Annotated in this window: 11 protein-coding genes; 6 read left to right on the forward strand and 5 right to left on the reverse strand. The window is 54.1% G+C overall.

What is annotated here, in order from left to right; translation table 11 throughout:
* Positions 1 to 603, forward strand: a 603-nt coding sequence (locus E9536_RS41905; RefSeq protein ID WP_211097494.1) for a hypothetical protein, incomplete at its 5' end; no start/stop codon positions are given.
* A gap of 49 nt (positions 604 to 652) precedes the next feature.
* On the opposite strand, the gene E9536_RS25900 is transcribed toward E9536_RS41905, so the two are convergent.
* From E9536_RS25900 to E9536_RS25915, 4 genes are read right to left on the reverse strand one after another with little or no spacing between them, the layout of a single operon-like run.
* Entirely contained in the window at positions 653 to 1075 is a 423-nt protein-coding gene (locus tag E9536_RS25900) for a TetR family transcriptional regulator (protein WP_136471125.1), read from the reverse strand.
* Positions 1072 to 2922, reverse strand: coding sequence for an integrase (locus tag E9536_RS25905; protein ID WP_136471126.1), 1851 nt, complete (start codon positions 2920 to 2922; stop codon positions 1072 to 1074). Before E9536_RS25905 ends, E9536_RS25900 begins: the two co-directional genes overlap by 4 nt.
* A complete protein-coding gene (locus E9536_RS25910) occupies positions 2919 to 4616 on the reverse strand; it encodes a hypothetical protein (RefSeq protein ID WP_136471128.1) in 1698 nt (565 codons plus the stop codon). Before E9536_RS25910 ends, E9536_RS25905 begins: the two co-directional genes overlap by 4 nt.
* The gene (locus E9536_RS25915; RefSeq protein ID WP_136471130.1) at positions 4616 to 5773 is read right to left on the reverse strand and encodes a site-specific integrase; all 1158 of its coding nucleotides are present in this window, start codon (positions 5771 to 5773) and stop codon (positions 4616 to 4618) included. The genes E9536_RS25910 and E9536_RS25915 overlap by 1 nt, the downstream gene beginning before the upstream one ends.
* Before the next feature lie 1035 nt (positions 5774 to 6808).
* Between E9536_RS25915 and E9536_RS25920 the strand changes: the two genes are divergently transcribed.
* The 4 genes from E9536_RS25920 to E9536_RS25935 all read left to right on the forward strand — a co-directional run bounded on the left by E9536_RS25920 (position 6809) and on the right by E9536_RS25935 (position 12977).
* Complete coding sequence (locus tag E9536_RS25920; protein ID WP_136471132.1) at positions 6809 to 7516, forward strand: hypothetical protein; 708 nt, start codon at positions 6809 to 6811, stop codon at positions 7514 to 7516.
* Between the two features lie 697 nt (positions 7517 to 8213).
* The gene (locus tag E9536_RS25925; protein ID WP_136471135.1) at positions 8214 to 11333 is read left to right on the forward strand and encodes a hypothetical protein; all 3120 of its coding nucleotides are present in this window, start codon (positions 8214 to 8216) and stop codon (positions 11331 to 11333) included.
* Positions 11323 to 11775 (forward strand): response regulator, encoded by a 453-nt coding sequence (locus E9536_RS25930; RefSeq protein WP_136471138.1) that lies wholly within the window; start codon positions 11323 to 11325, stop codon positions 11773 to 11775. The genes E9536_RS25925 and E9536_RS25930 overlap by 11 nt, the downstream gene beginning before the upstream one ends.
* The gene (locus E9536_RS25935) at positions 11766 to 12977 is read left to right on the forward strand and encodes a hypothetical protein (RefSeq protein ID WP_136471141.1); all 1212 of its coding nucleotides are present in this window, start codon (positions 11766 to 11768) and stop codon (positions 12975 to 12977) included. Before E9536_RS25930 ends, E9536_RS25935 begins: the two co-directional genes overlap by 10 nt.
* Before the next feature lie 276 nt (positions 12978 to 13253).
* On the opposite strand, the gene E9536_RS25940 is transcribed toward E9536_RS25935, so the two are convergent.
* Positions 13254 to 14414, reverse strand: coding sequence for a hypothetical protein (locus tag E9536_RS25940; protein ID WP_136471143.1), 1161 nt, complete (start codon positions 14412 to 14414; stop codon positions 13254 to 13256).
* Positions 14415 to 14824: 410 nt separating this feature from the next.
* Here E9536_RS25940 and E9536_RS25945 point away from each other — a divergent pair, with 410 nt between their 5' ends.
* On the forward strand, positions 14825 to 15490 hold the full coding sequence (locus E9536_RS25945) for a hypothetical protein (protein WP_247873506.1): 666 nt from the start codon (positions 14825 to 14827) through the stop codon (positions 15488 to 15490).
* Positions 15491 to 15592: the final 102 nt, after the last annotated feature.

Raw genomic sequence — 15592 nt, forward strand, 5'->3', positions numbered from 1 at the left:
ACGTGCTCACCCGACTGCCCACGCATCGTGCCAACGACATCGCGTCGCTGCTTCCGCATCGCTGGACGCTCGCCGTGGCTTGATCAGCGGCACCTCCCGAGCCTCGGTGCCTTTACCGGGTGCTTACTCCTTAGTGCTGTATTACCAGAGAAAATTGTATCGACATCTCGATTTTTTGCCAGCGAAGGTAAAAGCGTTGGAGTGTCGAGGGCGCGGTCGTTACTTTCAATGTACTCATTGCCGCTGCTACTGGTCGAGGATGCAGACACATTGGACACAGCTACGACACTTGAGCGTATTGACTTCGTGCGACAGAGCCTATCTTTGGCATCCAGAGGGGCAAAGTTTGATGTTGCCGTTATTGTTCCGGAGCTGGAGGTGATGTTTTTTCAGACCATCGATGTGGCGCGTAAGATTTTTGGGAAAAAAGTAGACGAGAGATTCATCGTGCAAGGTCAGCTGCAACCCAAAGCAACAATGCTAGCAGAGCGTATATCGACTTCTCAGCTAATGCGTAAGAGAAAGGGAACTCTCCGCGAAATCCTGGGAGTCACCCCATTGGTAAAAAGCATAGTCGACCAGATAGCAGTTATTGATGATTAATCTAGGCTTTGAGGCTGAATTGGAGTCTCCTGTGCGTAGTTTTTCTGCTTTAATTATTGCCGTATTTTTTTGAGACTGGGATGGTTAATATGGTTGTGTTCTCGGCTGTAGCGGCCCTCCGCGCTTGATTTTCGAGTATCAGCGTTTCGTTGATGCTGGCTAGCTTTGCAATTTGCCGCCGCATCTCCGCAAGTTCTTTGCGCAGCACCTTATTCGATTCGCGAATTTGTTTGAGTTTCTCGTGCTTCGCATCTCTCTGCTGACGGCTCGAAGCCCCAAGTCTAAGGCGAATCTCCTCCGCGATATCGGGGTAGTGATTGTGGATGAGGGAGGGCGAAACGCCTGCTTCCCTTGCTACCGCGGAGATGCTGAGCTTGTCGGTTTTTGTCTGTGCTCGCCCACGCTCGATGCGCAAAATTGCAAGCCGAAGCTGTTTGATGCGATTGTCCGAGTTCTGGCGCTGGCGTTTCATGTGCGTCTTCCGATAGGGGAATATCCAAGTAACTCCAGGACTTTGGAGCAACGGTCTAAGTCGCGCTGGACTCGAGCTGCGCCGCCTCTGCCGATGTCATCGCAGTCTCTTAATGTTGCGAGTTGGTCGTATAGACCTTGGTAAATCGCGGCATGCTGTCGGCCAATCACCGCATTGTTGCACCCGCCGGCACATCGGGTCCGCTCCAAAGTGTTGCCTACACATAGGGTGTCGTCTGCTGTACACCATGCATGGCCGTTGCTTCTAATCGCCGTGCTTTGAGCAATTGACTTCACCATATGAGCATGGTTCTTGAATATGACGATGCTTTCTGACCGGGCTCGCCAGTCCATGATGCTTCGACCGTACCCTCCCGCCAAGGGCGCGGACGAGTCAAGCCAATTTGTAACAACGGATTCCTTGATATCATCAAATTCATTCTCGATTTCAATGTATAAGCTCATTTCTTGCGACTCGTTAAGAGCATAGCCGAGCGTCATATCCATAGACCAGTGCTTAAAGTGCTCTTTGAGGTAGCGCAGGTCTCCGAATTTGCTGCGGGCTGCATAGTTCGCGAATTTTCGACGGAACTGGTGAGACGCCAAATCCCATTCAAGACCACAGTTTTTGGAGAATGCCCGCAACTGCCCGTTTAATTGCTTAACTGATAGAGTCCTTACCCGGTTTGAATGCTTGCCATCGATGCCGACGAACAACGCATCCAGATGCTCCTCGGCCTCGGCAATCCGGAAGTCTAGTGGGTCATGTGCACGAAGCATCTCTATTTCTTGGCGCAACATTGCTTGGTAAGGTGCAGACCAGCGCTCCATGACTTTTAGGGCGGGTATTGCCGCCTCTGGAATCATCCACTCCGTATTGCCCTCATAGGTCTTTGTAGACTTGGAGCGCATCCACCAATAACGCTCGCCCTCGTCATCTTCGGTGCTGTAGTATGAGTTGGTGCGCAGATACGCGAGTTCGTGATTGCGGCAGCCGCTAACGCTGGCGATGACAATATACGCTGCGCACCTAATTTCTAAGAGCGAGCTGTTGAGTTGTGCTATGCCACCTTCGAATTCAAGTTCACGAAGTCGGTCATTTCTCCACTTCTTCGAGGTTGTTCGAGTAACGTGTGCGCTTCTCGCGGTGATGTATGACATTTCGTCGCGTAATGTCAGAAGTCTGTCCGCTCCTTGTACAACATTCCACGCTCTCATGAAGAGAGATGTGAAAATATTGTCTGGTATCAATGGCGTTTTAATTTTGCTGTAATGATTTCCTATGTTACGTGTCTGGTCAAACCATGGGTACGCCGGCATTGGAGAATCAGTGTATTGGCTTAGTTCATAAATAGCTTCAACTGCTAACAATCGTTTGCGAAGAGTCTCACCGGCGACGGGGCGTCCAGAGCGGGTCTTGCAGGTCTGCGAGTAATTTGCGCACACGAGTTGGGACACTTCCGTTAGGCTTGATATTTTCAGATTCGTTAGATACTCAATAAAGAGGCGAACTGACCACATGCTCGTGCTTAGAGAGACCGCATTCGGCACCCTTCGCCCGGCGCGTCCGCGCCTCATGAGACGATACATCATGGCCTTAGTTACATCCCGAAACGCATCAGGTATTGTTCTGAAGTCGAGCTTTGTATCAGCCTTTTGAGTATTTGTGGTCGCCCCAGTCAGCCACCAGATAGCGTCGCCGTAACGGCTAACAATAACCCAAGTACCATTGACCTTCCGCATAGAGACAATCAATCGATTGCGCTCGTCTACGGTCAGGCCTCTGACGTCACTCGCTTGTTCGAGCATCGAACCCTGAGAGGATAGCTTGGCTTCAGAAGTAGTCATACATTTGTGCCTGCTAATTCCGAAATAATGGTTTCGCTTTGCCAAAACGTATGGGGACTGTGTCGTGCCCGCTCGCGTTCCCTCTCCACAAGGTCCTTTTCGAACACACCTTTTGCCAGGCCGGCGTCAATCACATCTCGGTCAATAAGCCGAACAATGTGATTAAATTGACGATGCCACTGTTTTTTAGGCATACGCGTCCGCTCAGACATAATTCGCCAGTAAAAACTGAAAACGCGGTAAAGGTCATCCCCTGTGACGACATAATTTCTGCAGCGGATGCAGTTGAGGAAACTCATGCATATCGTCCCGTCTCGCTTCGGGGCATGTTCACCGTGTACAGGGTCGGAGCAACGACCCATAGGGGTGCGTTCGGTAGCGCCTATTGTTGCTGTCAATAGTTCAGTCACCAAGGCGATGCCCATGAACTTCCAGTTCTTACGGGCCAATTCCCCCGGTCGAAGATAGTGGACGTCCGTTATAGCAACGCTATCGCCGGCCGCGACTGCAGTTGACACGATGTCTCCATCGAGAATTTCGTATATTCTGTTGACAAACGTCTTGCGCAGCCGACTGACATTGAGGCGCAGCGGCGAACCATCTGTGTCGACCAGTGCGTATCGTTTCACCAATAACTTTATGGCCCTTTCTAGTGTTGAAGTGGTTAGGGCGGTAATCATGCCGGTGTAACCGACTCCACCACCTGGACTGCGCATTTGATACAACCAAAGTCGATTTCGCGCATGTTCGGGAGCGCCGTCGAGCAGAGGTTCGGTAAGTTGTAGCACACGTCTGATTAAACGAGCGACGCTTGGGCGAACAGTAGGCATGGAGCCGATGCTCAAGTCCGAATCGTCCTCAGCCCGTAGCGGGACCTTATTGGTTGAATGCCCTCTGCGTTTGTAGAGAACTAGGAAAAGCATACCGTCCCTCGGGTGCGGGTGCAGGCAATCTCTGCCGAGCTCCAACAGTGGCCAAGTGTTACGACCGGTGTGCAGTGCAATGCATAGCAGTGCATATGCTAGCAATTCAGAAGTTGGCGCGATGTTGTCTGAGAATAGAGGCATCGTCGCTGCCCGGATTGCGGCTACAAACGCTTGTCGCTGAGCCTTGGGTAGCGGACGCTCGCCCTTTATCCCTTTGTGCACCCCTGGAAACGGATTTCTTGGAAACGTCGCCGCATCTCCGGTGCGGACTTCCTGAATAACACCTCGACTGCACAAAGCTTTCAGCACGGACTTTGTGTTGGAATACTGGTCTTTCTGCGCGCGCCTTGAAATTCCAGTGTCTCGCAAAGCCATCAGATAACCGTCGATGGTCTCCCGACAGATATCCGTCAAGGTGAGGTCCCGGTTGAGTGCGATAGCAAGTTGCATCAAATAATCAAGGAAACCGGCCAACCCAGATTGACATAGGGTGCGAATCGTCAAATCAGTTAGCTCCTTGTCCTGACCGTCGAGAAATCGTTCAATCTGGCGTTGGCAGGAGTAAGCGACCGAGTCGATGCCTGCCCCATACCATCGCCGAAAGTCGAATCGCTTCGAGCCGCCACCAACCCCGCGATGGAATTCGACTTCAGTCTCCGCCGGCGGGATAACGTCGGGTGGCACCATTGCCGCACCGGCCGAGTCGCGTATGTACCCAATGACAGGTGTCGTAAGGTCGGTCTTTATGAACGATTTACGTTTGCCCATCAGCCTTGTTGTTCCATCCAATCGTTGAGCTCGTCGTCGTAGGCGAGCACGGCATCGTCTGCACGCTCATCAACGATGTGCAGGTACTCCATGGTTGTTGCCATGGAGGTATGCCCAAGTTGCAACTTGAGGAAAACCAAAGGCTCTATGCGGTTATCGCCTCGGTGTCGCTGCATAGCCATGAGCGTGTGGGTTGCGTAGGTGTGCCTCAGCATGTGCGGGTAAGTCTTGATACCGACCTTCGCCCCAATCTTCCGCACAACAGCTTCGATACCTTTTCCGTCGTTGGCCCATGGCTGTCCGAACTGATTGAGGAAAAGCGGTGCTAGCTCGTCGGGCGCTTGTGAGGCACGCTCGCCTCGCCAATGCATGGCGTATCGATAAAGCTCCTTCATGAACCTGCGACTCATGGTGATAACACGCGCCTTACTGCCTTTTGTCCTCATCCCCGAACCATCGGTCGGGTCCAGGGTCACTTGGATGTTCCTCCCAGTTGCTCCCGCCTTATCCGGGTCGAAGACATACGCAAGTGGGAACGTGGCCAATTCCTCGCGCCGCAGGCCGGTGTGCAAGGCGAGGCGTATGAGCATTAGATGGTGCGGGTTGTCGGTCGCCGCGAGGAGCGTTTTCACCTGCTCCTTACTTAGGAACTTCTTCAGCGTACGATGCCGACGTGGCATTACTGACGGCGCGGAAACGACACGGCCCGAATTAGTAGGGTTTGCTAAATAACTGTCAGCTGGTGAAGCCGCCATTCTTTCTTCGTATTCGAAGGGAAGGTTCGGGACCCAACCGCGACGCGTCGCGAACTTGTAGAACTCGCACACATAGAGCAGACGCTGCCTCACCGTGTTGCGCTTGAGCTTTGCAACTTCAAAGCAGTAGTCACGGTATGCTGCTATGAGACCTTTCTCTTCGCCACGGTTCGTATCGGTCCAGGAGAGTTCATGCGCTTCGAGAAAGCCGAAATAGTCGTAGAGAGCCTGGCCTGTTTGTCCCCATGATTTTCGAGAGCCAATCGCACCCCGCGTAAGGTAGTAGCGGAGGAATGCGTTTGCCGGTTCGCAGCTGAGCATGTTTTCCCAGAGAATGATGGGAAACCCTTGAACCGACCGAGCCGTGAGTACGAAGTCCTCGGTGGAGGAAATGAGGTGCATTCAATGTCCCCTCGAGTGAAGGAGGGTGGTCGCCCGACTAAAAGCCGCGCCATCGTCCACTCTGTACATGTTGGTTGCGTAAAGCCCCTCGCAGTTGCTTCGCGTACCAGCGCGCTGGGCGAGGACGGTCGAACCGATTACGCTCCAAGAGGCAAAGGCAGGATAGGTGCGGGTCTCGAATAGGCGGGGGGACGAACGACCGGTTCCAGCCGAGTCAACGGGACGCCACACATGCCGGTTCTCGGTCAGCAAACTTAATATGGAGCGGCCGAGCCGGCATGCCAACAACCGGACCAGCCAGTGGGTTTGTTCGGCCGTCAAGCGGCAACCCTCGCTTGATGCCGCCCTATTTAAACCGCTCCGCCGCGCGCATAATGGACCAATGTCGGTCCTCAGGGAGCAAATCAAGTATTTCGGTTCGTACTGCATCGCATCCTCGCCAACGTACCCTCTCATAAATAGGCGAGGCGGGCCTGGTGATGGGGCCGTATGGCATCGTTGAGTGCGATATGGGTCAACCGGGCGTTGCGCCCGATTCTGAATCTAGCAAATGCGCTGCTCCCGTTCAAGTATTTCGCTCGCTCCTTCTAAATGAGCCTGCAATACGGAGCACCTTGGGCCAAGGCAATCAATCTACTTGCGAATTACGCAATAAGAGTTATACATTTTGCAAAACTAAACGATAACTAGATGCTGTGTGCTACGCCAGATTGAACTGCCCCGCCACCTGCTGCTAGTGCCAATGTGTTTCTTGAGTCACCGCGCGCATCAGTGGTGCAGGCACTCGGACGGGGCGGACCAGACAAGATAGTGCGCCGACGAGACAATTCAATCCGTCTGGAGCACGGGGCCTGCTATCCGACTCTAGACGCATGCCAGATAGCATGACGGGCTCCAGTTTCTGCTACGTTCGCTGGCTAAAGAATTCCTCTTGGCAGCCGTTATTTCAGAAAGGCGATGGTTTGCCAATGGTGCAAGGGGAAAGCTTCTTTCTTTGCATTACCGTGTGCCATTTCAACTTGGTGAGGAAATACGGTGACGAGAACCAACATTCTTGCGTGTGGAATCGAGACGATTGGCTTCAGTTTCGGCCGCCTGATGTCCGGTGTCCTTTCGCTCGGACACAAAGTAGTGGGCCGCGTGCTGGACTGGTGGATTTCTACCCCTGTGCAGCGGGTGGCATTCATGGGTTTCGCGCGCGTGAACGCTCTTTACGTCACGCTTGCCTGTATGGCGACCTCTAGCGTATTTGCGTGGCTGAACCCCAGAAGCGACCTTGCAACAGCCCTGCTGCTGGTGACCTTCTTGCCGCTGCAAAGCATGTATTTCCGGCTGCACCCTCGCAAGGCGTCGATGATTGTGACGTCCTGCTATGGTCGCGAGTTGCGCGTGCATCTGCCCGATACGAGCTTGCAGCCCCGCGACGTCGCGGCACTTCGGGCTCAGGTCGACGAGCTGATGCACATCGCCTCGGTTTGCCATGCGCGTACGTTGACCTTCAATTCGCCGCTTCTGGCAGCGAGGTCCACGAGCGCGCTCCTGGCCCGCGCCCTGGCGCGCGCTGCGCAGAGCGTGAACGCGAAGGTGTGTATCGAAGTCGAGGAGCCGAAGGAAGTCGACGCGGTCTCAAACGGAAACCTGTCCATCTATCGGAGCCGGTACGGGTTGCTACGTGATGGTCGCCTCGTGGCAGGCTCACGTGGTCGGCTGATGAGCCGCAAGGTACAGGTCAAATTCCGGTAGTTTTCGAAGCGTTGTCTCAACCCGGACCTTCTCTGAAGGTTGTGTTTTTCATTGCCGCAATGGATGACTACGACGCCGGCTGAGAGTCCACGCTGAATCCGCATTGCCGACGCGGCGAGTAAAATCGGCCCGTGAATTAACGTCCGCACAGTATTCTTGAAAAATCACTACGCGAATCCTATGCCGCTTACAACCGTCTGTGGTCGGTAACACTGCTCATAGAAGCTTCTGTCGCAGGTTTGGCTTTCGACGAATAGTCTTGCGCGGCGGAGTCAGGCGTCTTTTGACTCCGCCCCTTCGGTTTGTCGCCTAGCGTCCACCCATACAAGGCCTACGCTTCGCTATTCTTTTAACCGCGGAGTTGCCCGTTTCGTCGGGGGACGGCCGTCGCAACATAGCCGGAGCGGCATAGCTGGCGGAAGTGATGCGGTAGAATTCTGAAGTGGCGTAACGACCAAGCAAGAAAAATACGACGATAAGAGGCAAATAGATGAAGGACGCCGTAGCAAACCGGCTTCGGGGAGCAGCGCAAAGCCCGACTAGATTCAAACGTACACTTGGGGAAATCCGTGCAAGCATTCCCCCTAGTCGTTACCAGGACCTAATCGCCAAAGCCAGACGGATATATAGCCGGCCAGGGAACGGCTTGATTCCGGGGCGTCCTCAAAGCTGGCAGAACTTACAGGCAACGGGCCTCATGCACCGAGTCGGCGTCGAGCATGAGATTTACTGGGCTGCCTTGCAATTGGTTCCTCTGAGTGTTCAGATAGAAGCACATTTGGAATCAATCGGCAAGCTGACTGCGTTGTTTAATGTCGGCTCCTACGACGCGGCGTTGGATGTGATTGACGACCACCTTAACACGCATGGGCCGTCTCTCTGGAACCTCGAAGCCAAAATCGCGTGCCTATCTAAAATTGCCCCGGATAGCAACATTCTCCCGGACCTAGTGGCTCAGCTTCGTGATGAGGGGGCAGGGCTCGTTTGGTATGTGGGCCATAAATTTTGCGACTTGTACGAGCAGAATTCGACACTCGCAGGCTTCGCCAAGCGTGCGCAGCCTGAGATTGACTCATTCGAAGACACTCCCGCCCTGTGCAACTATCTTCGCGTAAAGTTGCTCGGGAACCACGCCTCTCCCGAAGCCGTATCTGATTTCTTGCGCCGCGAAAGTGCATTCAGCTACATCGACGCTTTCGAAGGTGTATTGGTCGCATTGTACGGTTTGGCTAAATGGCCCCAGTTTGGCCCGGAAAATACGATACTGCGTAATGCAATTGGAATTCTTGGCACAATTCCGAGCGCCAGCATCGAGGCACTGAGAAAGGCATTCGGCTCGCCAAGCAACAGCGCTGTACCTTATCGACTGATTGGAAGCCCGAGGCCGCGATTCGGCGCTGTGACTCTCCGTTGCCTGCACAGACTCTTCCCTGATGAGACATTGTTCCGAAAATCCGATGCTGGACCTTTATCGCTTACAGAACAGCAAATAGAGGCAGAGACGCTGCGTATCCTCACTGGGCAAACGTCTGCGATGCAGTCCCTTTACAATTTGCGGACCTTCGCTGCAAAGCACCAGTTTCTGCCGTGGGCAACTGCATTGGATGCGTGGCTCCAAGGGTTGGTCGTTACCGATGTTGCCGAACGAGGATTTGCGCGATGGGAGGCGGCGTACTACGAGCCTGAGAAAGAGCATGAAAGTGGGGTTGATGCTATGGATGCGGCGTATCCGTGGTTGCAACTCTACGAGCCGGCATCTCGCGAGTACGCGCTCTATAAGACGGCGGTCCAATTAGCTCAGGAGGAACGGTACGAACAAGCGCTCGGGCCGCTTAATGATTTCCTGCAGACATCAGACCAGCTCAATTTGGGGCTGCAAATCCTACGCGTTTCCATTGCTGAGCGCTCGTTCGACGAAAGCGCGGCGCTTCGCGCGAGCGTCGAAGTAGTGCTTAGGTGGCCGGGATTCGCAGAAATCCTGCCTTTCGATAGCCTTGTCGGTAATGAGCGAAGTTGGTCCGATTTGCAGGATTTTGACCTGTTGGACCTTGCTATTGGCCTTCATTACACATCCCGAGGAGAGCGAGAATCCAAGACAAAATTTAATCTTGAGCTGGTTTGCAAAAAGCTGCTTGCTCATTTCAAATGTGAATCACTCGCTGAATTGCTTGAGCGGATACCGGGAGGGGACCGAAGAGTCAGCTTTATCCTATGGCGTGTAATGGTTCCGAAGAATCTGAGGCTCGTTGGTTTTTTGAAGACCTCAGATGCTGTCGATACAGCGCGACTGCAAGTATGCCAAGCCCTGTTAGATGTCGCTGGCACAAACAAAGATGAAATAGTCGCCGAGATTCGCCGAATTACCGAGGGGCAATTTGCTCGCAAGGTAGAGCGCGAGATTGAGACAGCACGAATATTTGCGGATAAGGACGGCCTTCGGCGCTGGGCAGAAAGAGAGTGTCGGGAACAATTCCTTCGTCTGAAAACGAGTCGTGTCGCATTATTGGCGCCGTCGATTGCTCAGATTAAGGCCTCATTGACGGAGGCGCGGTCCGGGTCCGGTAATTCGAGCGATTCCATCGAGCAACATATGAAAGACCCGCTTTTCGCTTTGGGAGCATCGATATTCAGCGAGTGCTTTTGGAAGCAGGACGACGGTCTCGACCACTTTCTCAGTCTTCGTATTCGTCACGGCTCGCTGTCGGGCTATCTGCGAGCGCCGCTAGAGCGAGGGCGGCTAGTGTCGCAAGGAGCTTTCGCGGGTAGCGTGCTCGAAACAGAGTGGAAGGCGACACTAAAGAGCTCGACAACTGAGTCCGTGAATCAATTGCTGACTCATTTGACTCTTTTCCAAGAGCAATTCGATGCGTCTCTTGAGGCACTGCGCAAAGAGTATGTTCAGATAAGGAGCAAGGACAAGCCAAAGGGGATATTCGCAATCGGCATGACCAAGCCTGCCTGGGATGTCTATTACCATCAATGGGAGGGCGCTGAAACATTTGAGCAATTCTTCGAGGCCTGTTGGGCGGCGTTCGAGGACGTACTCGACGTTTCACTGGAAGACGTCAGGAAATTTCTGAGGGGGCAGTTTACTCAAGATTGCGAGAAACTATTTGATACGTTGCGTAGAGCTTTGGACCAGTGCGGATTGGATGCACAAGATAGGGCGAACCTGGTGACATGCATCAACAATAGCGTTAGGGGACTGCAAGATGCGGTTGCTGTCGTAGCAAACTGGTTCGTGCCCTTCGAGCCGCTGCGTGACGAAGTGGAGCTTCGTTTTGAGCAGGTCTTGGAAGTAGCGTTGCGTGTATTTAAGAATGCAAGGCCTGGGTTCACTCTCGATGTCGAACAGCATGGCGAATCGGATGCGGACGTTTTCATCAGTTCCCATTTGCTCCCGCGTATGAGCGACGCGCTCTTCATCATCTTCGATAACGTGTATAGGCACTCTGGGCATGTCAGTGGTGCCAAGGTCAAAATCGTTTGGGCATGGACATTCGAAATCGGAAACCGTGTGACGCTGAACATGCGTGTCGAAAACACGATTGCAGAGACGAAATCCGTTGACGCGGTCCGCGCAGGCTTCGAAGAAGCACGAGCGAAGATTTCAAGCGAGCGTTCAGGCGACGCGCTTGTCGGCGAGGGCGGAACTGGGTTGGTTAAACTGGTTCGCATCGCTCAGTCGGATACTGGGCAGTTCCGCGGCGGAAGAGTGGCTTTTGATATATCGAATGATGGAGTGGTTTCCATCGAATGTGCTCTTACCTTTCTGATAAACACCCTTCGGATGGCGGAGTTGGCAGATGAATCTTAATGTTCTCCTAGTCGAAGATGACGAATACAAGCGCCGGCAAATCGTTTCATTCCTTAACGACGAGGGGTGGTGCGCAGACGTTGTGATAGCGAGCTCGGTCGTGGGAGGAATCAACAAAATTGACGAGCAATCTTTTGACCTAGTGATTCTTGATATGGCTCTTCCAAACTATGATGGCGGGGCAGACGCGGCACAGGGGCTGGGAGGAATCGCTGTGTTTCGATATCTGCAGCAACTTAGTCCCGCGACGCCCGTTCTCGTACTCACACAGTTTGAAGCATTAAGAGAGGGGTCGGCGCTGGTTGATATCAAGACGCTGGACGACCGACTAAAAGCCGAATTTGGCGCCCAATTTGCGGCGCTTGCGCAGTACACGGTGGCGTCTGATGAGTGGCGAAAACAAGTGCGGGAAGTTGCGAATAAGGTGAGAAATTGCGAATAATTGTCCTTGAAGATAGTGACGACAAGTTCGAACGTGTTGCGCGCGTCATTGAAGAAGAAGGACTTCGTCATGAGGATATTGTACGGGCGAAGAATGTCGCTGCCGCAAGAGCATTGATGTCGGACGAGCAATTCGCTTTGCTTGTCTTGGATGTCCAGGTTCCAATGCGGGACGGTGAAAGCGAGAATAGCGACGGAGGAGTCTATCTTCTTAAAGAAATTCTTTTGGATGACGCCTGTAAGCGACCATCATACGTGGTTGGCCTGACCGGCGTTCCTGAAGTGTACGGGAACCAGTCGGCGCTTTTCCAGCGCCAGGGATGGGCCCTTCTTGAATATTCTGCCAGTTCAAACCAGTGGTCTCAGTCGTTACGGGATTTTCTGCGGCACATCCGTAGAGTGGCTCCTGACGTCACACCGTTAGAGACAGCTGATGTGGTCCTACTCACTGCGCTGGCGGACCCAGAATTTACCGCTTTGCGCAGAGTATTTCCGGAGCTGAGCGGACCCCATCCGATAGATGGGCGCACTTTGTCTTGGCGTGGTGATGTGCAATTCAATGGGCGGACCCTTAGGGTCGTGGCTGGATACTCATGGCAGATGGGGCTGACTGCCGCAGGGATTCTCGCGGAGCGATTTATCGCGCGGTTTCGACCGAAGATTCTTGCGATGAGTGGCATTTGTGCCGGGCGGCGCGACAAAGTTGGTCTCGGGGATGTTATCGTCGGCACCCAGAGTTGGGAGTGGCAAGGTGGAAAGATTGCTGAGTCCGACGGAGCCGCAGAATTGCTTCACGCCCCTGAACCGTGTCGAGCCGCGGCCGACTTGGTGTTGTCAACCCGGAATCTGATAGCTAAGCCAGCGTGGCGGGCGCAATTGGATGAGAAGTACATGCAATCTTCTGGGACAGCATGGAACGTTCATCTCGGGCCAATGTTGTCCGGACTAAGCGTAGTAGCGAACGGCGATGTTATGAATTCCATCGTTCGCCAGCATCGCAATGTACTTGGCTTGGAGATGGAGGCGTATGCCATATATGCTGCTGCTACATTCGCCTCGACAGACTGCAAAGCGCTGGTCGTGAAGGGCGTGTGTGATTTTGGTGATGCCGGAAAAGATGATTCAGTTCAGCAAGTCGCCGCGGTCCGGAGCGCTATGGTGCTTCGTGCGATTCTGGAGGAGCATACAGCGAGTTTTGGTTAATGACTCACGCTGTAGTTTCAGAGTCTTGTTTCCGCGTCTAATGTGGTAGGAGCGATTCCGCCGATTGGACGCGGAGCCAAATCTTTACATTTGCACTACGACTAATGACGACTAGTACGAGGTGTAAATGTCTGTATGTCCTTCATCGCAGTGCTAATTCTGCCAGCTCACCGCGGAAGGGGTGACTATCACTTCGACCGTGGTCGGGAACGCAAGATGGGGCTCGGTACCCTTGCGAGCGTGTCGGTCTGGCGCAATAAGTTGGCCCGCAAACGGCTACCAATTGCCGTATCGAGGCGGAACATTGTCCACGGTATCCCAGTAGGAATCGACGGTCGGGTCTAGCCAGTCGGCCGCCCGCAGTATCCACGCTGCATCTACGACATCGCCCATCGCTGTCAGCTTTTTTGACTCGAACTCGGAAGCAAGTGCTCGCAGACGGTTGGCTCGGTCGAGCTTCAATGCCCATTCCTCTACCTGCTTCAAACGGTCCAGCTCTATCCGGCGAATTTCTTCAAGTCTTGCACGTTCCGCCTCCTTGGCCTCCGCAATGACTCGTTGTTCGGCAGCTATCTCTGCATTGACGGAAGCTCGAATGACCAGACAACGCAGCTTGCCAACGAATGCCTGAATCTTTGTCTCAATTGGAGCGCTTCGTGTATCAGCAGTGCTTGCTTCGGCGTAGCTGTGTCCGGGACGGAATACTGATATTTCAAGTTCGTTCGTGGGGTGATAGATGGAGCGCTGGCTGTGCCAGTTGTATCCGAGCCGTTTGTTCTCAGCCGCTTGCTCTCGTGTGAGGGGAGCCTTCTCCTGCCGACTCCGCTCCTTTACGCGGAACGTTAGCTTGGCATCCAAGACAGAAACATAAGCGGAGTCCTCCTCGTTGCCCGCTGTAGAAAGTCGATAGCCTGCCGCCGACAATGTCTCCAGTAGCTGGTTTAGCACGAGGAGCGCGCGCAATGAGTTTTGCTCCGAAACGGAGATACGCATGAGCCCGGCGCCGTCGCAATAGGGCCAGTCTCGAGAATCTCGCTGTTTGCCCCCAAGCTTTTTCGCCATACGCTTGATGAGCGGCAGGCAATCATCGACCGAGGTACGAGGTGCGACAACCGGTACTTCGGGGGCGTGAGCGGCATCCTCATCAATCCTAGCCTGAGTGCGCGTCGAACGTTCATCGTCGAGCGTGTCTTTATATATGGTGCGCTGGTACGTTGTCGGCCCTTTCGTCGGCGCCAAGGATGGCTTCTTAACAATCTGACCGGCGGCGACTTTTGCCCAGTAACCCACGGGGGGAACAGGTATGTTGAGGTTGACGCATATCTTTCGAAGACCGACGTCGGAGATTTGATACCTCTTCGCCACCTTGCTGACAGGTTCGGACCAGATTTCCTCGTAGAGCTTTGCACGTTCGAAGTTTTGCGTTTCAGATGGCATGCCAGTCCCTCAATGTCATTCGGAAAACCGGGCGTCAAGGCCTCTTGCGGAGTGCATCCCCGGACGGTACAAGGAAGGCTACCGGCGTACCCCGTTCACGGCCCTCCCAAACGGCACAGTCCGGCGTCGGCACCGGCCTGCGACTCTGGCCGAGAGGCTTCCGTCGCCCTGCGGGTGTTGACCGTCCTGGCGGACGGGTAGGACCTCGACATTGCTCTGAACGTTCGCGCGTGACGCGATTGAGAGATGGCGTTGCGTTACCCTCGGAACGGCGCGAACTCGCCAGTATGGGGCATTGTGAAAGTTCGTCAATTCGCTGGCAAGTAGGCCTGTGCATGCGGTCGTCTGATGGACAAACCTATTCTTCTGACCTAATAATTCGCGTGGCAGCCACGACGTAGAGAGACGTCTTGATAACCCAAACATCAAAAAGCGATTTTTCGCCCGGGCAGGTGTTTTTCCCTGAGCCATTCCTGTATCTGGTGGCGAACTATGAGCCTCGTCCGGACAATCCGAATTGGGTCAACGTGTTGTGCGAACGGCACGATGGGGGCGACGCAATCTGCGCATACCTCTCGCCGGTGGATGCCATGCTCGACGCAATCTTCGCCTCGAAGCAAGGCAAACGCTACTACGCAATTCCCGCTAGCGGATTCGTTCCGACGACATTCATTGACGACAACAACGGTCGTCTTGCGCTCGACGTGCACCTGGGCTGGCCGGCGCGGAACGGCCAGTTGATTGCCCGGCGCAACGGCAAGCCTGTCTCCTGCGCTTCGCATCACGAGATGCAGGTTCCACCCGAGCACGCTCATCACATCGCGTTCAGACTTGAACAGGGCCCCTCGGCAGTTCTCGACGAGCTATATATGAGCGCCGGCCTGTTTGCGTACCGAGAGACGTTCAACACGATGATGGGCTGGCCTGAAACGCGCCGCAACCGAGTCGTTACGGCGGCCGTGCAAAAGATGGGCGGCCTCGCGCCGGCGGAGAGCGAGTACAACCAGATGGCGCTCTACGACGCTGAGTTCGAGCAGTGGCATTTTGTATCCCCCGCGCCACTGGCAAAGCTTTGACTCGACGACTGAAGTTGTTGGTTTCCCGGCAAGAACGGATTTGCGGGAAGCCAGGATGGTTCTACGGCCACTAGCCTGTTCAACGTTTTTAAAGGTATCACC

Origin of the sequence: Burkholderia sp. LS-044 (assembly GCF_004803625.1) — a bacterium.
In the GTDB taxonomy this organism is placed as follows: Bacteria; Pseudomonadota; Gammaproteobacteria; order Burkholderiales; family Burkholderiaceae; genus Burkholderia; species Burkholderia cepacia.